22 protein-coding genes are annotated in these 24,831 nt (G+C 42.3%); 8 read left to right on the plus strand and 14 right to left on the minus strand.

Going from position 1 to position 24,831, the window contains the following annotated elements:
- Window positions 1-433: 433 nt before the first annotated feature.
- The 4 genes from FY557_RS20165 to FY557_RS15440 form a co-directional block, all read right to left on the minus strand.
- Window positions 434-589 carry a hypothetical protein gene (locus FY557_RS20165; protein ID WP_185151742.1) on the minus strand — a complete coding sequence of 52 codons (156 nt, stop codon included), beginning with the start codon at window positions 587-589 and terminating at the stop codon, window positions 434-436.
- A 435-nt stretch (window positions 590-1,024) separates the two neighbouring features.
- The gene (locus FY557_RS15430; RefSeq protein WP_149248138.1) at window positions 1,025-2,062 is read right to left on the minus strand and encodes a patatin-like phospholipase family protein; all 1,038 of its coding nucleotides are present in this window, start codon (window positions 2,060-2,062) and stop codon (window positions 1,025-1,027) included.
- Between the two features lie 327 nt (window positions 2,063-2,389).
- The gene (locus FY557_RS15435) at window positions 2,390-2,890 is read right to left on the minus strand and encodes a M15 family metallopeptidase (RefSeq protein ID WP_149248139.1); all 501 of its coding nucleotides are present in this window, start codon (window positions 2,888-2,890) and stop codon (window positions 2,390-2,392) included.
- A 163-nt stretch (window positions 2,891-3,053) separates the two neighbouring features.
- Window positions 3,054-3,824, minus strand: coding sequence for an XRE family transcriptional regulator (locus tag FY557_RS15440; RefSeq protein ID WP_149248140.1), 771 nt, complete (start codon window positions 3,822-3,824; stop codon window positions 3,054-3,056).
- Between the two features lie 61 nt (window positions 3,825-3,885).
- On the opposite strand from FY557_RS15440, the gene dinB reads away from it, so the two are divergent.
- Window positions 3,886-5,046, plus strand: coding sequence for a DNA polymerase IV (dinB, locus tag FY557_RS15445; RefSeq protein WP_149248141.1), 1,161 nt, complete (start codon window positions 3,886-3,888; stop codon window positions 5,044-5,046).
- A gap of 11 nt (window positions 5,047-5,057) precedes the next feature.
- Window positions 5,058-8,123: a DNA polymerase III subunit alpha gene (locus tag FY557_RS15450; RefSeq protein ID WP_149248142.1), complete on the plus strand. Its 3,066-nt coding sequence runs from the start codon at window positions 5,058-5,060 to the stop codon at window positions 8,121-8,123.
- Between the two features lie 484 nt (window positions 8,124-8,607).
- On the opposite strand, the gene FY557_RS15455 is transcribed toward FY557_RS15450, so the two are convergent.
- The 4 genes from FY557_RS15455 to FY557_RS15470 form a co-directional block, all read right to left on the minus strand.
- Window positions 8,608-9,750, minus strand: a complete 1,143-nt coding sequence (locus FY557_RS15455; protein ID WP_149248143.1) for a serine hydrolase domain-containing protein — start codon at window positions 9,748-9,750, stop codon at window positions 8,608-8,610.
- Between the two features lie 163 nt (window positions 9,751-9,913).
- On the minus strand, window positions 9,914-10,729 hold the full coding sequence (locus FY557_RS15460; RefSeq protein ID WP_149248144.1) for a hypothetical protein: 816 nt from the start codon (window positions 10,727-10,729) through the stop codon (window positions 9,914-9,916).
- A 104-nt stretch (window positions 10,730-10,833) separates the two neighbouring features.
- Window positions 10,834-12,375, minus strand: a complete 1,542-nt coding sequence (locus FY557_RS15465) for a glycine--tRNA ligase (RefSeq protein ID WP_149248145.1) — start codon at window positions 12,373-12,375, stop codon at window positions 10,834-10,836.
- Between the two features lie 274 nt (window positions 12,376-12,649).
- Entirely contained in the window at window positions 12,650-13,162 is a 513-nt protein-coding gene (locus FY557_RS15470) for a hypothetical protein (protein WP_149248146.1), read from the minus strand.
- A 145-nt stretch (window positions 13,163-13,307) separates the two neighbouring features.
- Between FY557_RS15470 and FY557_RS15475 the strand changes: the two genes are divergently transcribed.
- Window positions 13,308-14,363, plus strand: coding sequence for an alpha/beta hydrolase (locus tag FY557_RS15475; RefSeq protein WP_149248147.1), 1,056 nt, complete (start codon window positions 13,308-13,310; stop codon window positions 14,361-14,363).
- Window positions 14,364-14,479: 116 nt separating this feature from the next.
- Here FY557_RS15475 and FY557_RS15480 read toward each other — a convergent pair whose 3' ends face one another.
- Together FY557_RS15480 and FY557_RS15485 are read right to left on the minus strand one after the other, a co-directional pair.
- Window positions 14,480-15,070 carry a hypothetical protein gene (locus tag FY557_RS15480; protein WP_149248148.1) on the minus strand — a complete coding sequence of 197 codons (591 nt, stop codon included), beginning with the start codon at window positions 15,068-15,070 and terminating at the stop codon, window positions 14,480-14,482.
- Window positions 15,054-15,551: an RNA polymerase sigma factor gene (locus tag FY557_RS15485; protein WP_149248149.1), complete on the minus strand. Its 498-nt coding sequence runs from the start codon at window positions 15,549-15,551 to the stop codon at window positions 15,054-15,056. The genes FY557_RS15480 and FY557_RS15485 overlap by 17 nt, the downstream gene beginning before the upstream one ends.
- Before the next feature lie 124 nt (window positions 15,552-15,675).
- On the opposite strand from FY557_RS15485, the gene FY557_RS15490 reads away from it, so the two are divergent.
- Complete coding sequence (locus FY557_RS15490) at window positions 15,676-16,380, plus strand: pseudouridine synthase (protein ID WP_149248150.1); 705 nt, start codon at window positions 15,676-15,678, stop codon at window positions 16,378-16,380.
- A 160-nt stretch (window positions 16,381-16,540) separates the two neighbouring features.
- Window positions 16,541-17,578, plus strand: coding sequence for a quinone-dependent dihydroorotate dehydrogenase (locus FY557_RS15495; protein WP_149248151.1), 1,038 nt, complete (start codon window positions 16,541-16,543; stop codon window positions 17,576-17,578).
- A 128-nt stretch (window positions 17,579-17,706) separates the two neighbouring features.
- Here the strand turns inward: FY557_RS15495 and FY557_RS15500 are convergent, their stop codons facing one another.
- Window positions 17,707-18,129 (minus strand): helix-turn-helix transcriptional regulator, encoded by a 423-nt coding sequence (locus FY557_RS15500; protein WP_149248152.1) that lies wholly within the window; start codon window positions 18,127-18,129, stop codon window positions 17,707-17,709.
- A 224-nt stretch (window positions 18,130-18,353) separates the two neighbouring features.
- The gene (locus tag FY557_RS15505) at window positions 18,354-19,598 is read right to left on the minus strand and encodes a DUF445 domain-containing protein (RefSeq protein WP_149248203.1); all 1,245 of its coding nucleotides are present in this window, start codon (window positions 19,596-19,598) and stop codon (window positions 18,354-18,356) included.
- A gap of 217 nt (window positions 19,599-19,815) precedes the next feature.
- On the opposite strand from FY557_RS15505, the gene msrB reads away from it, so the two are divergent.
- Both msrB and FY557_RS15515 read left to right on the plus strand, forming a co-directional pair.
- Window positions 19,816-20,259: a peptide-methionine (R)-S-oxide reductase MsrB gene (gene msrB, locus FY557_RS15510; protein ID WP_149248153.1), complete on the plus strand. Its 444-nt coding sequence runs from the start codon at window positions 19,816-19,818 to the stop codon at window positions 20,257-20,259.
- 132 nt (window positions 20,260-20,391) lie between these two features.
- On the plus strand, window positions 20,392-21,147 hold the full coding sequence (locus tag FY557_RS15515; RefSeq protein WP_149248154.1) for a murein L,D-transpeptidase catalytic domain family protein: 756 nt from the start codon (window positions 20,392-20,394) through the stop codon (window positions 21,145-21,147).
- A gap of 26 nt (window positions 21,148-21,173) precedes the next feature.
- Here FY557_RS15515 and FY557_RS15520 read toward each other — a convergent pair whose 3' ends face one another.
- Together FY557_RS15520 and FY557_RS15525 are read right to left on the minus strand one after the other, a co-directional pair.
- Complete coding sequence (locus FY557_RS15520) at window positions 21,174-22,565, minus strand: sensor histidine kinase (RefSeq protein WP_149248155.1); 1,392 nt, start codon at window positions 22,563-22,565, stop codon at window positions 21,174-21,176.
- A complete protein-coding gene (locus tag FY557_RS15525) occupies window positions 22,562-23,251 on the minus strand; it encodes a response regulator transcription factor (protein WP_149248156.1) in 690 nt (229 codons plus the stop codon). Before FY557_RS15525 ends, FY557_RS15520 begins: the two co-directional genes overlap by 4 nt.
- 227 nt (window positions 23,252-23,478) lie before the next feature.
- Here FY557_RS15525 and FY557_RS15530 point away from each other — a divergent pair, with 227 nt between their 5' ends.
- A complete protein-coding gene (locus FY557_RS15530) occupies window positions 23,479-24,807 on the plus strand; it encodes a hypothetical protein (RefSeq protein WP_149248157.1) in 1,329 nt (442 codons plus the stop codon).
- Window positions 24,808-24,831 lie beyond the last annotated feature (24 nt).

The following is a 24,831-nucleotide window of genomic DNA, read 5'->3' on the forward strand; positions in this document are numbered from 1 at the left end:
TCAAAGGGGTTAGACATAAAAAGGTGATGGGATAATAGAATCCTGAACAGCTGCGAAACAATGAATTTGTTTTAAGAATATCTTATTTTAATATTCTGCGGAAATACGTTTTAAGATGAATAATTTGTGTTTTCATGGTCTTAGGTTTTTGGTATTGATTTGAGACAGCTTTACTGCACTTAATATTCAAGGTTATCAGGCTTTATTTTGCTTGCCTTTGTTTTTATGTTTCAAAGATATAGGCTGTCAACGTCAAAACTTGACGTGTTATTTTTTAATTTCAAAAAAATTAATAATTTCTTTTCATGGGTTTTATGACAGAGGTAAAAACGGTTCCGGTTGTCTGGCACTTTGTGAATGGTAATTCAAAGAATGAGACATAAAAAGGATGAGGGGAATAGAATGCTGAACAGCTGCGGAACCGTGAATTGAATTAAGAATATATTATTTTCGTACCCTGCCGGAATACGTTTTTAAGATTGTTGAGATAATTGTCATAATCTGCCTCAGTATTTTCGATATCACTCCATTCTATGGTATAGGGAGTTTGATCAAAAGTGACGTCTGAAGTACAATTTTTTGTTTCCATATTTTTTCTGCGGTTTTTGGTTTTAAATTCTGGATGAATTGGTTTTGAATTCAAAAGTTATCAGGTTTTAATTTGTTTGCTTTTATTTTATGTTTCAAAGGTATAGGCTGCCGACGTCAAAACTTGACGTATTATTTTTTAATTTGAAAAAAAATAAAAATTTCTTTTTATATATTTTCTGACAAGGAAAAAAAACGATCACTGTAGCCTTCATCACTGTGATTCCTGAGACTAAACATGTTTAATAGATAAATATATATGCCGTGTTTTGTAATAGGAAGATTGAAATTAATAAAAAGCATATGCCATAAAATAACCTGAAATGAAAATAAGATTCTCATAAGAGTCTGCAGTGTGGCCTCATCTGTTATTTCATAGGATTAATAAAAAATATAATTAAAAAAGCTTATACTGGATAATTATAAGTTTAAAAGCTTATATTTTGTTCTTAATTAATTTCTGTACAATCTGGTTCAAAGTTTCCCTGTTGTCATCAATATAACATAGTCCGGCCTGGATCAGGCCTTCGATGTTGGATCTTCTGACATTATCCATAGCAGGAGAGGCATTTTTCAATGACGGATTCAGTCGGTAATAATTTTTCTGATTTCTCATTCCTAAAGTCTGAAACATCTGGCAAAGCTGGTAATCCACCGTTTCGGCATTGGCAGACATCAAGATGTCAATAATAGGGTTTACCCAGCCCAGCTTTCCGGATTTCTGCATTTTTCTGAAAGAATATGGCTTAGCCTCGATTCCGGTTCCTATTGAGATGATAAGCATATCGTTAACAGTCGGCATATTGGCTTTCTGATGGTTTTTCAATACTTCTGCAAAAGGGATTTTCCGGGCTTCGGCATAGGCGCAGAGTGCCGGATTATTGGCAAACATCCCGCCGTCGATCAGGCTGAAAATCTGTCCGTACATGGATTTGATCTGTACCGGGCTGAAATACGTAGGAGCTGCCGAAGTAGCCCTGCAGACGTCTTTGACATAAAAATTATCGGTGCTCAGATTGGCTTTCCAGGAATTGAATAATTTGGCCCTTCTGTTTTCTATATCATAGCTTGTAATTAAGCAGGGTTTAATCAGTTCTTTTAATTCCAAATTTCCAAAAAAGTCGTTCAGGTTCTTTTCCAGTGCTTCCTGGGAGATTTTTTCGTTCAGCAATCCGAAAGGATTTACCAAACGTTCCCAAAAAGAAACCTGGAATATGTCGCCACCTTTTTCAGCATACAATTCCAATCCCTTTTGGATGGAATATTTTGCTTTACGGTGTTCATCGGGACATAAAATAATAGACGCGATCAGTCCTCCCGTGCTGCTTCCCGCAACAAAGTCGAAATAGTCGCCGAGTCTGGCGCCCGGCTTATCGTACAACTGGAGCTGCTCTTCTATATAGCGCAGAATGATGCAGGTAATAATCCCCCTGATTCCGCCCCCGTCCAAAGAAAGTAAGGTTGTCTTTTTCATATGATTTTTCGCTTTTTCCGATGAAACATCAGACAACTTTAGACAAGTAAAACCAATAGCGTTATAGAATAACTATTGGTTTTATCTCGTGGTATGAAGCTGTGTTGGTGTTTCTTCTGAAGCAAAGGTAGGATGGTAAAGCGACAAAACTCGTCGCATTAAAAATTAAATTCTCCCAATAGAGAATTTATTTCAGTGTTTGCAATATTGAATATTAATGAGCAGTAATTTATAAGTCTGATCATAAAATTCGTGAAAATTTCGAAGTTGATGTCTGGCTTTAAATAGGGATATTTTAATTTGAATCAAGCTTTCCTTTTGATTAAGTTAAAGGATTACATAGCCGTCTTTATCCATTTTCATTTTCAGCAGAGTCCGCCAGCTGGTTTTCACGGTACCTTTTGCCGTTATGATATTTTTCTTTTCAAAATGGGGAAGGTCTTTGAACGTTTTCCAGTTTCCACCCCAGTCCCAGCCATGTCTGGCGAAAATTTTTACGCATTCGTACCAGTCGGCTACTTTATCATTGTCCCAGTCTTTTGCTGTGTCCCAGCTGGCGGTTTTTCCGTCGATCATCAGGCAGATATCAACTGCTAATCCATAATTGTGGATGCTTTGCCCGGCTTTGGCGTTGGTTACTTTTTTCCCGGTGGTAATCCTTCCGATGGCGTATAGTTTTTCCTGTTCTTCAAAACTTCGCAGGCCTTGGGTGATTCTCACCTTTACCCTTCCGGTAAGGGCCTCGTCGCATTCTTTAATCATCTGTTTTACTTCCGCTCTTACCGAAGGATGAAGTTTTTCAATTCTTTGTAAAGTTACTTTGTCCATATTCTCAATGTGTTAGTGTTCTGGAATACAAAGGTAGATGCGGGGTGCGACAAAACTTGACGCATAATTATTTATTATGATCAATTTAATCAAATTTAATATGAACAAACTAAAAATGAGAAATATAAATTATAAATCATCCGGAATACAACAAGTGAATATGCTATCCGGAAATTTTGTCATTCAGCTTTTTGATATCACTTCTTAGTTCCAGAAACATATCCTTTAAATTATAATTTTCTATATGATCCGGCTCAAAATCTTCCGGGAAGATTCCTGAAGCATACTGCCAGATTTCTACAATTTCACCCAACGGGATCTCATAAGGCTGATAGAACGAATTGTCAGCGGCCACGGTAATTGATTTTTTCTTCTTTACTTTCAGTCTTTTATAGGAAATCCCGTCGTTCAGGGTAACAAAAACATAACTTTTATTGGGTTTCAAATCTTCAATATCTTCCACATATTTTCCGATAATGTATGAACCGTCCTTAAACGGCGGCATCGAATCTCCCTTGGCAGGAAAAGCCCGGTACTTTCCGTTTACCAGAAAAGGAAGCGAGATTCGCTGTAAACTTTCAATGTACTCGGGATCGCTGTAGCCGGACAGATAGCCCATCGACGCTTTTTGCGGAACAATCTCAATGCTGTTGTTCCCCAATCGATCCACCACCACCGGCAGAACAATCCGGTTGTCCGGCAGCCTTAAGATTTCCTCCAGCGGATATTTCCGGATATCCACTGACACCAGAAGATCAATGCTGACATTGAAAAACTTGGAAATCTTCATCAATACTTCAATCGGCGGCTCCGATCGGCCGTCTTCGTAAGAAACATACCGCGACCGGGTAATGATTAGGGTATCTGCCAAATCCTGTTGGGTAATCGCTTTTTTACCTCTTAAAAACCTGATGTTATCTGAAAAAATTGACATTGTTATAATTTGTAACAACAAAAATACAAATTTTGTTTAAAAACGTAACTAATTTTGTCACGTGGACCGAGCGATTGTACATATGGATCTGGATTCATTTTTTGTATCCTGTGAGAGGCTGAATAACTCTCAGCTTGACGGTATTCCTCTTATTGTCGGAGGAGGGGACCGTGGGGTGGTCGCGTCATGTTCCTATGAAGCCCGTCAGTTCGGGGTGCGGTCTGCCATGCCGATCCGGATGGCACTGCGGCTTTGCCCGGAGGCGAAGATCATCAAAGGGGATTATGAGCTGTACTCAAATCTGTCCCACACTGTAACGGATATTATCAGGGAAAAGGTACCGGTGATGGAGAAGGCAAGCATCGATGAATTTTACCTGGATCTTTCCGGGATGGATAAATTTTTCGGCTGCTATCAGTGGACCCAGGAAATCGTAGCGTCTGTGAAAAAAGAAACCGGCCTTCCCATAAGCTTTGCTCTGTCCGCCAACAAGACCGTTTCCAAAATCGGAACCGGAGAAGCCAAGCCTTTCGGGAAAATGGAAATCCGGGAAACGCAGATCCGGCCGTTTTTAAACCCGCTGTCCATCAGAAAGATTCCGATGGTCGGCGATAAAACTTTCCAGCTGCTCTCACGGGTAGGTGTTCGTACGATTCAGACCTTATCAGAAATGCCCGTCCTGGTCCTTCAGCAGATGATCGGGAACAACGGCAAAGAACTGTGGAAAAAAGCCAATGGCATCGACGAAAATCCGGTAATCCCATATTCCGATCGCAAATCCATTTCTACAGAACATACGTTTTCAACAGATACGATGGATGTCCCCGAATTAAGAAGAATCCTTACCGGAATGTCGGAAAAGCTGGCTTACCGGCTGAGGCAGGAAAAATGGCTGACGTCGACGGTCGTTGTGAAGATCCGGTATGCCAACTTTGATACTGAAACCAAGCAGAGCCGGTTGGCTTACACTTCGGCAGACCATACCTTATCCAGAGTTGCCCTGGAACTTTTCAGCCGGCTGTATACCCGCAGGATGCGGATCCGCCTGATGGGTATCCGGTTTACCGACCTGGTCCACGGAAACCACCAGATGAACCTTTTTGAAGATACCGAAGAACAGATGAATTTGTACCAGACCATGGATTACCTTAAAAACCGTTTCGGAGCGGATGCTGTCGGCAGGGCTTCGGGATTCGATTTAGAAAATAAAACAACCCTTTAATCTTTTTTGTTATGTACCTCAATTGCCATTCCTTCCACAGCCTGCGTTACGGCACCCTTTCCGTAACAGAACTCGTGCAGAAAGCCCAGGCCTTGGGCATCAAAACGTTGGCGCTTACCGATATCAATACCGTCACGGCGATTTATGATTTTAAAAAGCAATGCAATAACGCAGGAATAAAACCTATTGCCGGGATGGAGATCAGGAAAGACAACCGGTTGCTGTATATCGCTATTGCCCGGGAATTTTCCGGGATCGGGGAGATCAACCGGATGATGACCGCCCACAACTGTGACGGGACGGAACTTTCGGAAACCGCTCCCGGTTTTGAAAAGGTATGGGTGGTTTACCCGTTGCAGAACATTCCGAAACAGCTTAAAGACAACGAATATATCGGCATCCGGGAAGAAGAGCTGAATTTTCTGGTACGGCCTGAGCTGAACAAACTTATGGACCGAATGGTGATTCTCCAGCCGGTAACTTTCATTTCCCAGAAAGAATACAATCTCCACATGATCCTTCGGGCGATCGATAACAATACTTTGCTGTCCAAACTCTCCGAACATGATATCTGCCGCAAATCCGAATATTTTAAGTCTGAAAGAGAACTCACCGAAGACTTTCAGTTTTATCCCGAGATCATCAGAAATACCCAAAAGCTTCTTGATACCTGCAGCTTTGAATTTGATTTCAAAAAAGTCCGTAACCGGCAGCATTATACAAGGTCAAAAGCTTCCGACCTGAAGATGCTGACCAGGCTGGCGTATCTTGGGCTTGAGAAAAGATACGGGACTGGTAATAAAAAGGCCAGGGAAAGAGTGGAACGGGAGCTGCAAGTCATTGATGAAAGTAATTTCTGCTCTTATTTCCTGATCACCTGGGACATCGCCCGGTACAGCAACCGTATAGGACTGATGCATGTGGGAAGGGGAAGCGGGGCGAATTCTATTGTCAGTTATTGTTTGGGTATTACCGATATTTGTCCGCTTGAGCTTGATCTTTATTTTGAGCGCTTCCTGAATCTGAACCGGAATTCACCCCCTGATTTTGACGTCGACTGGAGCTGGCAGGACAGGGATACGATTCTGGAATATATTTTTAAAAGATACGGGAGAGAGCATGTCGCTTTTTGCGGGACGAATGTTCAGTTTAAATACAAATCGATTTTCCGGGAGGTAGGTAAGGTTTTCGGACTCCCGAAAGAAGAACTGGACAGCCTGGCGAATGACCCTGTTGAAAAACATGACGTGAATTCCATCGTCAAGCATGTTCACCGATATGGCGCTTTAATGGAAAAATTTCCGAATCAGCGCAGCATGCACGCCTGTGGAATTCTGATCTCTGAAGAACCGATTACCAATTTTACCACATTGGAAATGCCGCCCAAAGGTTTTCCGATCGCGCAGTTCGATATGGATACGGCAGAAGACATGCGGCTTGAAAAGTTGGACATCCTTTCCCAGCGCGGATTGGGTACCATTAACGATACGGTGGCGCTCATTAAGAAAACCCGGGGCATTGACGTTGATATCCGCGATACCCGTATTTCTAAAAATGAACCGAAAGCCAATGAATACCTGGCGGTAGGGAATACCATCGGCTGCTTTTATATCGAATCCCCGGCAATGCGCGGCCTGCTCCGAAGGTTGAAATGCGATAATTACCGGATCCTGGTTGCCGCTTCTTCCATTATCCGCCCCGGGGTGGCCCAAAGCGGGATGATGCGAGAATATATCTTCAGGCATAATCATCCCGATCAGTTTGAATATTTCCATCCAGTATTTGAAGAAAACCTGAAAGAGACTTACGGAATCATGGTTTATCAGGAAGACGTTATTAAAATTGCCCAGTATTTCGGAGGCGTATCCCTGGCAGATGCAGATACGCTCCGCAGAGCCATGAGCGGAAAAGGAAGGTCAATAGAAAAACTACAGGAAGTAAAGGCTAATTTTTTTGAAAAATGTAAGAAAGAAGGACATTCTGAAGCACTTACTGCTGAAGCCTTCCGGCAGATCGAATCCTTTGCCGGCTATTCGTTCTGCAAGGCACATTCGGCTTCCTATGCGATGGAAAGCTATCAGAGCCTGTACCTGAAGGTCTATTATCCATTGGAATTTATGGTTTCGGTAATCAATAACCAGGGCGGGTTTTACCGTACCGAAGTCTATATCCATGAAGCAAAAATGTCCGGTGGGAATATACAGCTGCCATGCATCAATTCAAGTGAAATACAGACGACGCTTAAAGGAAATGATATTTACCTGGGATTCGGCCTGCTGGAAGGGCTTGAAACAAAAATGGTCAATAAAATGGTGGAAGAGCGTGAAAAGAACGGAGACTATTCCTCTTTGGAAAATTTTATCCGGCGTGTTGCTGCAGGAGTGGAGGCGATTCAGACCTTAATTTTTATCGGTGCTTTCCGTTTCACCGGCAAGCAGAAAAACGAACTGCTGGTGGAAGCCCGGATGCTGTTGGTGAATTTCAGGCCTGAAAACTGCGGAATCATGCTGATTGAGGAACCTGTGCATGAATTCCGGCTCCCGGAGCTGAAAAGAGAATGTTTTGAAGATGCTTTTGATGAAATTGAAATCATCGGGTTTCCGGTTTCATGTACTCCTTTCGATCTGCTTCAGACGAAATACCGGGGTTCCGTATGGGTAAAAGACCTGGCCAAATACCATAAGCAGCAGGTGAAAATGCTGGCTTACCTGATCTCCAGAAAACATGTGCCGACGAAAAAAGGAGCGATGTATTTCGGAACATGGATCGATGCGAACGGAGAGTATTTTGATACCGCCCATTTTCCGGACAGCCTGAAAGAATACGATTTCCAGGGCGGCGGCTGCTACCTGCTGCTGGGAACGGTGGAAATCGATTATCATTTCCCGACCGTTACCGTCCATAAAATGGCGAAAATGCAGATGATTGCCGATCCGAGATATTCCTTTAAACAGGAAAAAAATTATCAGGTACACGGCAGGATCCGGGAAGATGTCAGCATGACCTCACGGAAACCGTATCCGCAGGCTCATGAAATCGGATTGCCAAGACACAGGATCAATAATGGGGTGAGGTAAAGTCTTATGTTTGAAAATTTGTATTTACCTGAATTATGAAAAGAGGATAAAAGCTGAACTGATTATCGTAGATCCAATAGATTTTGTTGCTTTAATGTAAGCGCCTCAAATTCTCCTCCGGACCGGAGGGGTGGCAAAAATTCAAAGAATTTTGACGGGGTAGTTTTTGTGTTTTGTATGTAAATAAGTTCATCCGGAGTGATCTTGAAGATTATTTAGAGCCTGTTTAAATTCATCCTTTATTTTTCACCACTAAGACATTAAGGTATTTTATCCTGGGAAAGCCAATGTATTTGTTGCTCAGCGTTATTCACTGATATCATCGTATCAAAATGAAGAATAAACAGAGTTTATTTTAATTCAGAAAATTAAGAAATAACGGAAAGTTTTCTGAATCAAAATCTAAAAAAGCTCTTAGAATAATGAAAATCCTGAAGATGGCAAATCCGAATATTCTTCTCAACTTTTATCGTGAGAATCAGAATCAGTTGTCTGTACTAAAAAACTTCACTGTCTCATTTACTAAAAATCTCACCTGATCCGGTCTTCCCCGGTCGGTTTTAGGGAGATTATTGTAGCTTCCGGTTCTTACGATCACCATCCTGTGCTCCGGAACCATGATGATATACTGGCCCTGAAGGCCAAGGAAGTAATAATGTTTAATCGGGTTGTCGTTATTGATCCAGAAGCCCATGCCGTAAATTTCTTCGGAATGTTTCGTCGGGGTTTTCATCAGGTTGATAAAATCTGCATTCAGAATTTGCCGGTCGCCTGCTTTTCCGTTATCCAGAAACAATTGCCCCAGCTTGGCAAAATCACGCGCATTGGAATGGATACAGCAATAGGTCTTTTCCATGCCGCTTTCATCGGTGCTCCAGGTAGCGTTTTGCTCCATGCCCATCGGAATCCAGAATTTCTCGGAGAGATATCCGGCCAGTGATTGGCCGACTGCTTTTTTTACGGCAAATCCAAGAAGCTGGGTAGATCCGCTCTGGTATTCGAACCTTTCGCCCGGACGGGATTTGAATTTCCTTGAAAAGGTTGCTTTCATCAGATTTCTTCCGTAATAGGCTCTGGCATTCGGCAGAAAAGGATTTTTATAATTTTCGTCCCAGTCCAGGCCGGATTCCATTTGGGCTAAATGTTTCAGCGTTAAATTTTCTGCAAAATCTTTGTTTTTAAATTCCTGAAAATACTCTGTAAATTGATCATTGATGCTCCCGATCTTTCCTTCTTCCAGGGCTTTTCCTAATAACATGACCGTTATGGCTTTTGCCATGGAAAAGGAATTGGTGGTAGAAAGGGCATGATAGCCTTTCCAATACTGTTCATAAAGCAGCTTTCCGTCTTTGATCACAATAAAAGAGGCAGTATCTGAAAGGACAAGATTGTCCGCTATATGTTTCGGAAGCTCTTTTTTATTGTATTCCGGAGCTTTCTCCCAAAGTACCGGCGCTTTTGTGGCGATGAGGTTGGCGGAAAACAATTTCCCGTCGTCAATGTTTGCGCTCATCTTTCCTCTTAGGTAGGTTTTTGAGATTCCGTTAAAGAGATATCCGTATCCCAGGATATAGAAAATTGCAAGGGCAATAATGATGAACGTAATAAGGTAAATAAGAATGGTCATAATCATCGGTCTGCAGCAAATTTAAAATAAATTTAAAGACGTGAAACGAAATGATTGACTTTTTGTCGTTACCGTGAATTTTAAAGAACCAATGAGAGCAACGTTAAATATTGTTTATAAAGTGCATACTAAAAAAGCCCTGATCTCTCAGGGCCTGCTATTTTTATTTGTTGTATTCGTATACATAAGTATGAGAAGCAGGAGGAATAACGCTGTTTCCTGAGCTTGCGATTACGCTTTTTACCGGGAAACCGTTGCTGTTGAACGTATGGGTTCCCGTAATGCTGGTTGTACCGCCGTTCACTCCGCTGGAAGTTGCCGTCTGGTGAAGCAGGTTGTTGTTTCCGTATTCCCCGTCCATAGAATCGAACAAAACAATCTTGTTATATCCCCTTACATTTTTGAATGGACTGTAATCACCGTCATAACTGTAGGTATAAACGGTGGATACCCCATTTGCAACAGACGTTGCACTGATCTTATTTCCGCTGTTGGAAATGTATACGTCATTCTGGGAGAATGTGAGATTGCTGTAAATGCCGGTTGAAGGATTGTAAGTACCGCCTGCATAATCGTTGTATTGCACGTGGTTATCACTTAAATACTGGTAATTTTTAGTATACGTTAATGTTCCGTTGTGCTTATCCGTAACTTTTTCAGCAGTTACCTTTCCGTTGGTATAAGTAAATTCGCGGGTATAAACCAGCTTATTGTTTTCATAATCATCTGCCTTTATAATCAGGTCACCGTTGTAGGTATAGGTTGTTTTATTAGCAGCTCCGACTTCAGCTGATTCAAGAATCCTGTTGCCTTCGTATTTAAACGTCATGCTGTAAGGCTGGCCGCTGTTATTGGTTTCGGTAAGCTTGGTAGGAAGAACCGTTGTGAGGTCAACAGGCTGGTTTTCTTCAATGGTATCAGTGGATGAGCAGCTTGCCAGTGCAAAAAATGCTGCAGTCGAAATAAGTAATTTCTTCATGGTTATAAGGTATTTTAAAATCACGCAAAAATAATTATTTCTTTGACATAATTGCACCTTATGGTATATTAAATAAAAAAGCCCCGATTTCTCAGGGCTTCCGTCTATATTTTTGAAAGTAAGTTTCTGAAACTTGTTTTTTCGTCGATAATTCTCCGCAGTTCCGAAACGGGAACCCTTTCCTGCTGCATCGTATCCCGGTCTCTGATGGTTACCGTGTGATCCGTTAGTGAATCGTGATCGATCGTGATACAGTAAGGCGTACCGATCGCATCCTGTCTTCGGTAACGTTTTCCGATCGCATCTTTCTCTTCGTAGAATAAATTGAAATCGTATTTCAGGTCGTTGAAGATCTGTTCGGCATATTCTGCCAGTCCGTCTTTTTTCATCAGCGGAAGGATCGCCGCTTTAATCGGCGCCAGTGCCGGAGGTAAAGAGAGAACCGTTCTTTCCGAACCGTCTTCCAGGGTTTCATCTCTCAGGCAGTGGGAGAATAAGGCAAGGAACAACCTGTCCAGCCCAACCGAAGTTTCCACCACGTACGGAACGTAGTTTTCGTTTCTTTCCGGATCGAAAAACTGAAGCTTCCTTCCTGAAGCTTCCTCATGAGCTTTTAAATCGAAGTCCGTTCTCGAGTGGATTCCCTCAAGCTCTTTGAAACCGAACGGGAAGTTGAATTCGATATCGGCGGCAGCATTGGCATAATGCGCCAGCTTCTCATGGTCATGGAAGCGGTAATTGTCATCACCCAGTCCCAGAGCCAAATGCCAGTTTAGGCGTTTCTGCTTCCATTGCTCGTAGAACTCCAGCTCGGTTCCCGGTGCTACGAAAAACTGCATTTCCATCTGCTCGAATTCACGCATCCTGAAGATAAACTGTCTCGCGACGATCTCGTTTCTGAACGCTTTTCCGATCTGGGCAATCCCGAAAGGAAGTCTGTGACGGGAAGTTTTCTGTACATTCAGGAAATTTACGAAAATACCCTGCGCCGTTTCAGGACGTAAATAAAGGTCCATTGCAGAATCTGCGGAAGCCCCTAATTTAGTTCCGAACATCAGGTTGAACTGTCGTACTTCCGTCCAGTTTTTGGATCCGGTATCAGGATCGGCAATTTCCAGCTCTTCAATCAGGGCTTTTACATCAGCAAGGTCTTCATTTTCCAGGGACTTGGCCAGTCTTGAAAGAATCGCTTCCCTTTTAGCCCTGTATTCCGTTACTTTTGGATTTGTAGCGACAAACTGGTCTTTATCAAAAGCTTCACCGAATCTTTTGGCTGCCTTTTCAATCTCCTTCTTTTCTTTTTCCTCGATTTTCAGACAGTAATCTTCTACCAGGACGTCTGCCCTGAAACGTTTCTTGGAATCTTTATTGTCAATCAATGGATCGTTGAAAGCGTCTACGTGCCCGGATGCCTTCCAGGTCGTCGGGTGCATCAGGATGGCCGAATCGATACCCACAATATTTTCGTTCAGCTGTACCATCGCTTTCCACCAATACTGTTTGATATTATTTTTGAGTTCGGCACCGTTCTGTCCATAATCATACACAGCGGATAACCCGTCGTAGATCTCACTCGATGGGAAAATAAAACCATATTCTTTAGCGTGAGAAATCACTTTCTTGAAAACATCTTCTTGCTTTGCCATAAATTTTTTTAACGTCTGAAGTGCAAAAGTAGTGAAAAAGAGGGAAGTTGGAAGACGGAAGCGGGAAGTTTTTGCAGGATAGGCTGGTAAGGAGCCGGGAACCTGCTTTCCGCTGTATCTTTTCCGCCCGCGCAATGCCTTCCGGAAAAGGATGCCGCTGCAATCAGGGCTGGGAATGAGTACCAAAAATAAACCAGGCAGGTTTCAAGAATCCAGTAGGTTTTCAGTTGATACCCAACAAAAAAGAAGTTTTTTAAACTGCTTTCGATATTTCTTAAAAATGATACGTCAGGCCGATGCTGTTTCCGCTGAGTTCAAGACGGTAAGAAGTTGCTTTCCTCTCATCAGTTCCCGGATTCTGATTTTGCGTGTCTACCGCTTTCTTCAGATTTTTGCCGCCGCTTATCGCAAAAGGAATCCCGATTCCGATAGCACCTAATCCTGCACCGATCAGGCCCCAACCTCCTTTTTGCTTTTCCTTCACAGCAACTCCGTTATAATAAACGGTTTTATTTTTGGTAATTTCCTTTACCAGTCCGAAACCGATAAGCCCGCCGCCGATGGCACCGAATATTTGGGCCACTATACCGTTGGTGTTGGATTTTTTCATGTAGCCTAAGGCTTCCGGATTGGTGAATACTTTGCGGTATTCGGAAAACTTGAATTTCTGGTCACCTTTAATAAAAAATTCACGGTTGGACTTTCCCAGTTTCAGCGAGTCCGAATGCTGTGCACATACAATGAGTGGAAAAATACTTAAAAGAACCGTTAACAGAAGCTTTTTCATGGATTAAAATTTTTGCAAAAGTAGAAAGACACAGGAATTTATGCAAATTTTAAAAGGTAAATTTAAAGAGTAAAGCCTCTTTTATATTTATTGTCTCAATTTGAGATAATTTAGCGATATTTGTCAGTCTCCAAAAATAAATCCAATGAAAAGACCCCTCTTTGTGATTATTATTCTATTGCTGTTTACCAACTTCTTATCCGCACAGGAAATTCCTGCAGGTAAAGTAATCACCACGCATATTAAAGCGAAAACCTTAGAGAACAAGGCAGGCGAAAACTCCAAACGAAGGGTTTCGGTCTACCTTCCGCCGGACTATGAAATCTCTTCAAAGCGGTATCCGGTGATTTACTTTTTGCATGGCTTCTTCTGGAGCGACAGCCTGCTGGTAAACAATGACAAAATCAACCGGATTTTCGACCGCGCCATCCATCTGAAGAAGATAAAGCCGGTTATTGTCGTTATGCCGGATGAAAGCACGGTGTTCAAAGGGAGTTTTTATGCCAATTCGGAATCTTCCGGCAGCTGGTCGGATTTTACATCGGAAGAACTGGTGAATTTTGTCGATAGCCGTTACCGGACGATGCCTAATAGAGACAGCCGTGGTATTGCCGGACACTCCATGGGCGGAAACGGCGCTTTACGTAATGCCATCCTTCATCCCGAAACCTTTTCCTCCGTCTATGCGCTTTCTCCCGGAGTCCTGGATGCACGGTACTTTGCACTCACGGAAATAGATGCTTATAAAAATACATCCTATATAAAAGAAGTAAAGGACCTTTCAAAACCTGAAAATGCCGGAGCCACCATTCTTTATGCCATCGCCAGAGCCTATAACGGGAACAGCCGCAAGCCTCCGTTTTTTGCTGATCTTCCTTTTTCCTTCGATGGAGAAAATGTAAAGGTAAATGCAGGCGTCGTGGAAGAATTAAAAAACAATTCCGTTTCGGAACTGCCTTTCACCCATTATGAAAATCTCAAAAAATTAAAAGCCATTAAATTCGACTGGGGAAGGAATGATGAATTCAGACACATCCCGGTTACCTGCCGGAGTTTCAGCCAGAGCCTCGAACTGCTGAAGATTAAACACGAAGCCGAAGAATACATCGGAACCCACGGAAGCGAAGTCAGCAAGGAAAACGGAAGAATAGAAAACAGCCTGCTGCCGTTTTTTAATCTTTATTTAAAATTTGATGAATAATAGCAGATTCAAAACATAGGGAAACGGATTGTACAGCACCGCTGAAAAAACAGGAACCCAAAAGGTCTTTGCCGGATAGGTCTGATGATTCATTTTTACGTCTTCTTTCAGCAGCATTATTCCTCAAAGCTTTTTTCCAGTTTCTCCAAAGACCGGATTACTGCAGATATTTTTTCTTTTTGCTTTTTGATCTGCCTCGGTCTGATGATAAACCAGGCAACAGCAATCCAAAAAAATGTGGCTATATATACCCATAAGACGCCAGTCCAGGACATTTTTAGCGTAAGTTCATAGAAATAGATAGCAAACCCTGAAGACAAACTGATATAATAGAAACTCAGACCTTTTGTCTGCATATAAATCTGATGCTGCTCCGTTTTTTTCATACTGCTCAAATAATCCTGATTCGTAGCAGCAGGATTGATTTTCTTTAAGCTGTTGAACTTCTGATATAACAGATAGATATAAAAAGTAAGGCCCATAAGCATCAGTGCAATTCCTAATTTTGTGGTGAAGAATATAAAATGAGTCCGTACCCATATGCCGGCTACCAGCAATGCAATGACCACCAGGAATACAATGTTACCAATATCCTTCAGTAATTGTATCTTCCTGTATCGTTCAGCCTTTGCTTTTATTTCTTTTACGTTTGGAATATCAGCATCTTTCTTGCTCCATATTTCCCGGAAATTATAATGAGTGGCCATATTTCGTAAATTTTTCGGTTAATTTTTCTTTGATTCGGTGAATCTTTACCCTGACGTTAGCAGGAGATATTCCTACTACATCCGCGATTTCTTTCTGTTTCATCTCTTCAAGTTCCAGAGAAATAATGATCCGTTCCAGTTCAGGCAGTTCGGAAATACACTGATACAGGAAATCAGTCATTTTTTCCTGCTCCAGCTTATCTTCTTTTCCCGGGGTATCTTTGATCTGGTAAGGAAGTTCGCTTTTAGGCATTCTCTTCTCCATATGAACCCGCCGCAGACAGATATTGGTAGCAATTCTGTAGATCCAGGTTCCGATGCTGGATTCCTGACGAAAATTCGGCAGCTGCTGAAAAACCGCTATAAAAGTTTCCTGACACAGATCTTTTGCCATTTCATCATCATTGAGGTATCCCATGCAAAGCCTGAAAATTTTTTTCCAGTATGTATGGTAAATTTCATCGAAGTTTAAATCGTGCATTGATCCTTTTAGAATTTAGAGCATATCAGCCCGGAAATGTTACAGAAATAAGGGTAGAAGATAAAAAATATTTTGTTATGGCTTTGATGATAGCCGGATAAACAGAAATCTCTATTTTTGCCGCATGCTAGAAATCCTTTACCGCGACGAACATCTTATTGCCATCAACAAACCCAGTGGACTGCTTGTTCATAAATCTTTTTATGCAGGAACAGCAGATACTTACGCTGTTCAGGAACTGAAAAAACAGATCGGACAAAAAGTGCATCCGGTACACCGTTTGGACCGGAAGACTTCAGGCGTTCTGCTGTTTACTTTAGATAAAGAAACGCTGAGGGCAATGAGTGATCAGTTTGCCACACGGGAAGTTGAAAAAAAATACATTGCTATTCTTCGCGGCTGGACGAAAGAAGAAGAAACCATTGATTATGATTTGATCAATGAAAATGAAGTAAAACAGAATGCTGTGACTTATTATCGCCGGCTGCAGACTTCGGAAATCGATTTGCCTTTTTTAAAACATCAGACGTCCAGGTATTGCCTGGTGGAAGCCATTCCGGAAACAGGACGATTTCATCAGCTGAGAAAGCATTTTAAGCATATTCTGCATCCGATCTTAGGCTGCCGTAAACACGGATGCAACAAGCAGAACAAATTGCTGCTGCAGACTTTTAATATGACCCGAATGACGCTCCATGCCTTCCAGCTCACTTTTACCCATCCGGTTTCTGAAGAAAGAATTACGGTAACCGCCACGATAGACGAAGAATTTAAAAAAGTGGGCGATCTTCTCGGGCTTGACCTGAATGCGTATGTTAAGGATCATTGAAAGATACTTCATTAATCACCTGGCAGTTTCATTAGTCCTGCCTCATTTTCAAATTTCCAAATTCTCCCATTTTCAAATTAAAAAAGTCAGACGGCCGGCCTGAATAAACAATTTCGGCCTTCAGTTAAAAATCAGTATCTTTGTACCCCAAAAACCAGGCATGTACAAATCGCTGATCCGCCCGATCCTTTTCAGATTCGATCCTGAAGCCGTGCATCACTTTACCTTCTCGATGCTTAAGAATTTCGGCTTTCTTACTAAATTATTTTTACCGAAACCTGTTGAAGACAAACGTCTTGAAAGAGAAGTTTTCGGCCTGAAATTCAAAAATCCGGTCGGACTTGCCGCCGGGTTCGATAAAAATGCCGTACTCTTCAATGAACTGGCAGACCTTGGGTTCGGATTCGTGGAAATCGGTACGGTAACGCCTAAAGCACAGGCCGGGAATCCTAAAAAACGACTGTTCCGTCTCATTGAAGACGGCGGGATCATCAACCGGATGGGATTCAATAACGACGGGCTTGAAGCCGCTGTCGAAAAGCTGAAAGGCAACAAAGGGAAAATCATCATCGGCGGAAACATCGGAAAAAATACGGATACGGCCCCGGAACAGTACACCAACGATTATCTGCAGTGCTTTGAAGGCCTTCATCCGCATGTTGATTATTTTGTCCTTAATGTAAGCTGCCCGAATGTAGGAAGCCACGCCAAGCTGGAAGATGTGGAATACCTGCGTGAGCTGATTACCGAAGTTAAAAAAATCAACCTTTCCAAAACCGTTCAGAAACCAATCCTTTTAAAAATCGCTCCTGATCTGAACGACCGCCAGCTAGATGAAATCATCGATCTGATCGCAGAAACGAAAATCGACGGGGTTATCGTTTCCAATACTTCCGTGAACCGGGAAGGACTGAAGACGTCACCGGAAGTCCTGGCCCAAATCGGCAACGGCGGCCTGAGCGGAAAACCGATCCGTGAACGCAGCACCCGGATGATCCGCTACCTTTCCGAGAAAAGCAGCCGTGCTTTCCCGATCATCGGCGTCGGCGGTATTCATTCGGCTAAAGATGCCATTGAAAAGCTGGATGCCGGTGCAAGCCTGGTGCAGCTGTATACCGGCTTCATCTACGAAGGCCCGGAACTCATCAACGATATCAACCGGGAAGTCCTCAAAAGAGCAAGCCGCTTGCCGAGATAGTGCTTCTGGCTCTTGGCTTAATAGATAAAGAGCAGGAAAAAAAAGGAACTTATTGAAATATAATAATAAAAGCAACATCTTCCGGATGTTGCTTTTTAATTTTACAAGATCATGTTTGATCAGCCTTTTTATTGAGGATGCCTTAAAGTTTCAAGTTTCACTAGTATTTCATCTTTTTCTTTAAGCATTCTTTCATAAAGGGTAATTTTTTCTTCATGGATTTTAAGAATGGTTTCTACCGGTGTAAATACCTGGCTTGTACCATGCATGTCACGGGCACTGAATAATGAACCGTTATCCAGGGAAAAAGTATTGGCAATAATATTTACAGCGTATTCCTCCTCAAAGTTCTTGAATGCATCCACTGGAATTTTTAAGACTCCGGATATTTTCTGAAGCAGAGGATCTTCAATCGTTTCCTTCTGTTCAAGCTGTGAGATTTTTTTTTGATTCCATTCCTCACCCAAATCGAAAGCCAATGCCTCCTGCTTGATTCCCAGCATTTCCCTGAATCGTTTTATGTTTCTGCCCTGATGTATTTTTCGTTCCATTTGTTGTTTTTATTTTGATGATTAATTATATAAAAGTAAAGATATAAAAATAGGTGAAAAAACTAAAAATTTATATTTAAATAAGTAGGTCATTTTACCCGGCAAGAAACTGTAAAGACAGGATAAATAATAATTTTTCAGTTCTAGAACCCCAAAGAGAGGACCTGTATCAGTACAGGGTAAAACCCTGTGTCTGCGTGCGTCAAAAAAGCAGAATAATTGAATCACAGGAAAAAATGCGCTACCGTATAAATAATCAGTCCGACCAACCCGCCGACCAATGTTCCGTTCACCCGGATAAACTGAAGGTCTTTTCCGACTTCCAGCTCCAGCTTCTCGCTTAATTCTTTTCCCTGCCAGTTGCCGACGGTTGAGCTGATAAGGTTCCCGAACTGATGAGTGTTTTTAAGAATATATTTATAGGCTGTTACACGGACCCAACCGTCAATTTTGTCCTGCAGGGTTTCATTGGTATTTAAATTCAGGGCAAATTCATTCAGGTTTTTGGAAAGATAGGTTTTCAGGGCAGAATGTTCCTGCTGAAGCTCTTCGGTAACGGTCTTTTTTATGGAAGCCCAGATGTCATGGGAATATTCATCCAGTTTTTCCGGCTGCAGGAGATCGTTTTTAATGGTGGTAAATTCCTGTTCCCATTTCGGGTCTTCAGCCAGGCTGGCAGAAAATTCCTGGATTCTTTGGGTAATAAGATCCCTGATTTCATGGTTTGGGTTTTCTTCGATTTCAGCAAAAAAATCGGAGAGACCGATGGTAACTTTATCCGCAATTTTGTTATCAACAAAAGAAGGGATAAAGGTATAGCTCCCTTTTCTCACGCGGTCTTTGATCAGTTCACTGTTTTCAAGAATATAATTTTTGATCTGAGAAGAAAGGCTGGTCACCATCCGCTGATGGTCGTTCTTCTCCGTAACATAAGTAATCCCGTTGCCGATGATTGTATTGAGCTTGACATCTGCGGCCATTTCAGAAACTTTACGGCTGATAAACTGGCTCACTTCCGCATCGTCAAGCTTATTCAGGATATCCAGGACGATATCGGAAATATTCGTGATCAGGACTTCCTGGTTCTTTTCTTTTCCGAGCCATTCCCCTACAAAAGTTGAAATTTTCAGCTTCTGGATGTAGGGACGGATGTTTTGGGGAGAAAGGAAATTTTCTACGACAAATCCACCCAGGTTATCGCCCAGCTGCTGCTTGCTGTTTTCAATAAGGTTGGTATGCGGAATCGGAAGGCCCAGCGGATGGCGGAACAAGGCAGTCACGGCAAACCAGTCGGCAAGCGCGCCGACCATGGCAGCTTCCGAAAAAGCACGGACATAGCCGATCCAGTGGGAATCCATACGCTTCTGGAGAACGGTCGTGATAATAAAAATAATGGCCATCAGCAAAAACAGCCCGGTGGCGAAGGCCTTGTATGTATTCAGCTGTTTTCTTTTTGCTTCATCATTCATAAAGTTAGGTATGCGGTTATTGTTGATGATTTTTTCCAATTTAATTTTTTATTGTCAGCATGATAAATGGTTTTGTATTTAAATAATTTAAAATCAATTCGCTATATCTTTTTCAATATCAGGAAACAGAATTAATTACTTAAAAATAATTAAATTTTAAAACTTTCATTCGCTTATGGTTTGATTTTAGCTGATACCAATCCGTTAAACAGACGATATGGAATACGAAGCAAAAAACAATCCATACTATTCCCGGACCGACCGGACCAAACTTGATATTCCGGATCAGGAATGGAGAAACATCCTATCACCTGATCTCTATGCGATATCCAGAGAAGCGGCCACAGAACGGCCTTTCACCGGAAAATATAATGAGTTCGATCAGCTAGGAGAATATTATTGTGCTGTTTGCGGAAACCATCTGTTCCGTTCGGATGCCAAATTTTCCAGCAGCTGTGGCTGGCCGAGTTTCTTTGAAGCCGATAAAGAAGGTGTATACTATAAAAGAGATACGGCATTCGGTATGGAAAGGGTAGAAGTGCTCTGCAAAAGATGTGATTCGCATCTTGGTCACGTCTTTGATGATGGGCCTCAGCCTACCGGATTACGGTATTGTATGAACTCCGTAAGCCTTGAATTCCTACCGGATTCTGAAAAATAAACACTGGTTTAAATTCTAAAAACCAGCACGTTAAAGTTTCTTAAATAGCGTTAAACTTTTAGAGTTATAACGCCTGACCCATTATGTTTTTATACATTTGTTCCCGCAATTGTATTTAACATAATATTTTTAATGAAAGGAATTTATAGCGTACTCGGTATTGTTTACATGATTACCACTTCATTTTACGGGTCTCCTGAAAAGGCTGTTATGAAAAATGAATCCAATACCAAAAGAATTGAAAAATCAGTTGAAATGAATTCTGTGAAAGCAGAAAAGACCATGTCTTCATCCGAAGAATTATACCACTCCATTACCTTTGAGCAGGGCCACGAGCTTAATCCCGACGTTTTCTTTAAAGCCATGACAGGATTTGAAAACCTGAAAGAAGCAGGTCTTCTCAATCCGGATTCGCACCTGCTGACGGTATGCGATTTTTCCATGTCATCCAATACCAAAAGACTTTGGGTGATCGACATGAACGAGAAAAGAGTGTTGTTCAACTCATTGGTAGCACACGGTAAAAATACAGGCGACGAATTTGCGACGAATTTTTCTAATACGGAAAGTTCGCTGCAGAGCAGCTTAGGATTTTATATCACGGATGCTACTTACCAGGGAGACAACGGCTATTCTCTGAAGCTGTTGGGTATGGACAAAGGGTTTAATGATGCGGCTTACAGAAGGGCAATCGTAATGCACGGTGCTGATTATGTAAGTGACCAGTTTGCTTCCATACATAAGAGAATCGGGAGAAGCTGGGGGTGCCCGGCAGTTCCAAGGGATCTTACCCAGCCGATTATCAATACGATCAAAGGAAGAAACCTTCTTTTTATCTATTACCCGGATCAGAACTACCTATCCAAATCGGAATGGCTGAAGGCATAAAAACAGAATAAAACAGAAAAGCAGTCTTAGGTAAGGCTGCTTTTTTTATTATCGGAAATAAACCGCACCTGGAAAATACTTCCTTCCCCGGGAACCGAAGTCAGTAAAATGGTGCCATGATGCATTTCAATGATTCTTTTAACGATTGATAAACCAATCCCGTTTCCTTTTTCACCGTTTTTATTAGCTCCGCGGTAAAACAGGTCGAAAATTTTATTCCGGTCCTTTTCATCAATCCCGGCCCCGTGGTCAATAAATCGGATATCCAGCGTCTGGCTGTGAACTTCGATTTCCACCCGGCAGCTTCTGTCCGACGAATATTTACAGGCATTTTCCATGAGGTTCAGAAAAGCCACCTGCAAGAGATAAGGATTTCCGTGAAAATCGTAATTGCTTTCGTCTTTATCACCCAGATTATCCATATAGTGAATGCCGATCCTGTAGTCTTGGTTCTTCTGAAGCAGATCGACTTTGGCATCTGCCAGGATCTCATCCAGCCGGAGGTCGGTAAAACTGATCTGGGAAGCATCATAGCTGGCCCGTGCAAAATCCAGCAATGCGGAGGAAAGCTGTGAGGCATGGGTTGCGTCCTGAAGGGCATTGTTGATGGAAATTTTATAATCGTCCAGGGTAACATTCAGTTCTTTGGCAAGCTCCAGTTCAGCAATCAGGGTAGAAAGCGGGGTCCGGAATTCATGGGAAATCGTCGTCACAAACTGGCGGTGGTTGCTGAATGATTTCTCCAGCCGGTTAAAGGTGGAATTAAATGTTTCGGTGAGCTCATAGATTTCATCTTTTGCTTTGGGAACCACCAGTCTTTTGTGAAGGTTATGCTCGGAAATATCCCGGATCTGAACGATAATATCCTTTAAAGGCTTTAAAGTATAGTAAGAAAATAAAAAACCCGTGACAAAAATAACCAGAACGGAGATAATATAAATGACGATAATATCATCTCTGAATTCTTTGATATGGGCCAGTCCCGTCACGTCAACAGCACTTCCGATGATATAAAAGTTATTACCGTTAAATTCATACCGGAAAGCCATGTACTGCCGCTCTCTTCTTTGCCAGGTAAGTTTATCTTTTCCGGTTTTAATCAGCTGGTTGAGGTAATACGGATTTTTCGAACTGGGTTTAATATCTGTAAAAATCAGTTGTTTTTTACTGTTGTAGACACTGATGTCAGCTTCGTTCAGCATTTTTTTGTTTCGTTCATGAAGCTTTTTTATTTTATTGCCGTTTATATTGGCATCGAAGATAAACTCTGCCCTCCAGATAATTTTATAGCCTAAACGGTCATTGAATTCATCATTCCTGTTTTTTTCGGAGACAAAATACAGGACGTAGGCAAAAACGAAGAGGATGCCTGCCGTTATCAGTGCGTACATCAACGCAGTCCGGGTAGCGATTTTCATAAGTTCCTGGTAAAAATAAATCCCGTTCCGGGCTTGGTGTGAATCAGTTTCTCATCAAAATCCTTATCAATTTTCTTACGCAGATAGGCAATATATACGTCTATGTAATTGGTTCCCGTATCAAAATGGTTGCCCCACACATTTTCTGCAATTTCTTCCCGGGTCAGGATGCGCTCTGCATGGGTCATGAGAAAAACCAGCAGTTTAAATTCCTTTGGTGTAAGGATAATTTCTCTTCCATCCCGGAATACGCGGTTGGTCTTCTGATGGATCAAAAGTTGGTGATATTGGATAAGATCCGGCGTTTCCTCTTTTTTTGGCAATGATGATTTTCTCAGCAGCACGACTTTTATTCGGGCATACAGTTCCCTGATCTCAAAGGGTTTTACCATATAATCATCGGCTCCGGCATCGAAACCTTCGATCTTTTCATCAATGGTTCCCAGGGCAGTCAGCATAATAATCGGAAGGTCAGGGTATTTTTGCCTGATGATTTTGCTGAACTCAATCCCGTTCATCTGCGGAAGCATAATATCCGTAATGATCAGGCTGAATGCCATCCGGTCTGCCATGATCAGGGCATCTTCCGCATCTTCCGAAATGTAGATCTGATAGCCCTGGCTTTCAAGGCCCCGCTTCAGCAGTGCGGAAACCCGAGCGTTGTCTTCTATGATTAAAATTTTCATCTGGAATACTGTTTCAGGGAGGAAGCCGAACCGGATCTGACTTTTTAAAGCCTGAATCCGACACTGTACGAATCCCATACAAAGGTATCTCATATTTTACTTCCGGAAAAACGGAATCTCCCGTTTAATGGTTTTCTAAAGGTTTTCTAATAGTTTTCTAACGGCATTCCCGGTTCTTCAAAGCTAATTTTGCCCTGTCAAAACAACGAAAAGAGGATTGAAACACTATGGACAAAAGGTATCTTAAAACCGGACTTATCATCGCTTTACTGGCCGGGATGAGCCAGACAGCGGAAGCACAGAAAAAGAATGATTTCGGCAATCCCGCACTGACCCATTATCTTAACGAACAGCATACGCGGTATATTTCATTCAGCGGATATGCCGAATTGTGGGCCCGTTATGCCCAGCTGAATCCGGGAAGTATGATCAACAACGATGCAAAATCAGACGTATCGGATCTTTCATTGCGGAGAGTAAGGGTGAAAATGACGTATAAACCGACGGAAAAACTGATGTTTGTGCTTCAGGGAGGAACCACCAATATAAATGTAAATGCAAAAGGAAGCAATTATTTTGATCTGCTGGATGCCTATGCAGAATATGCATTTAATGATAAAATTGCTTTTGGGGCCGGGCGCTCCACCTGGAGAGGGCTTTCCCGTTTTACGACAGGGCCGCTGAATACGCTGCTGTATGACCTTCCTGCCTATGCTACTTCCAATGCCGGTGCCACGGATTATACTGTAAGGGAGCTCAGTGCCTATATCAAAGGGCAGCTTGGGAAATTTGACTACCGCCTGGTCGTGGCAGATCCTTATACCATGGCAACTGCCGAACCGAAACCAAATGTGTCCACCTTCAGTAAAAATTCGCCCCATAAAGATTTTTCAGGGTATTTCCGTTATGCTTTCCTGGATACGGAAAATATTTCAACTCCCTTCAATTCCGGGACGTACGTGGGGAAAAAGAATGTGCTGAGCCTTGGAGCAGGATTCGATTATATCCACAATGCGATGTGGCATCAGGATGCCGCTAAAAATACGGTGAATGACGATATGAAGAGCTTTGCTGTAGACCTGTTCTATGATGCTCCGCTGAACAAGGAAAAAGGAACTTCCGTAAGTGCCTATGCCATGGCAATGCACAATGATTACGGTCCGAATTATGTCCGCTATGTCGGAACCAATAACCCGGCTACTTCGGCAGATGCTTCGCTGGCGAGCCTTAACGGCGCCGGAAATGCCATGCCTGTGATCGGAACCGGAAATACCTATTACCTGCAGTTGGGAGGAACACTGCCTTATTTAAATAAAGAAAAGAAAAACCTGCAGCTCCAGCCTGCCGTAGGCGTGCAGCTTTCTGACCTGAAAGCCCTTCATGACAATGCGGTGATTTATGATGCCGGAGTTTCCCTGCTGATGAACGGGATGTCTTCCAGGCTTACTTTCGATGCACAGAACCGCCCAGTATTTACGCCGGATGCCGGTAATAATGCCGTGGTTTCAGACCGGAAATGGCAGTTCGTCCTGAAATACAGGATTGATTTTAACTAAATAACAACTTCTGTTCATGAAGAA

Source organism: Chryseobacterium sp. SN22, assembly GCF_008329705.1.
In the GTDB taxonomy this organism is placed as follows: domain Bacteria; phylum Bacteroidota; class Bacteroidia; order Flavobacteriales; family Weeksellaceae; genus Chryseobacterium.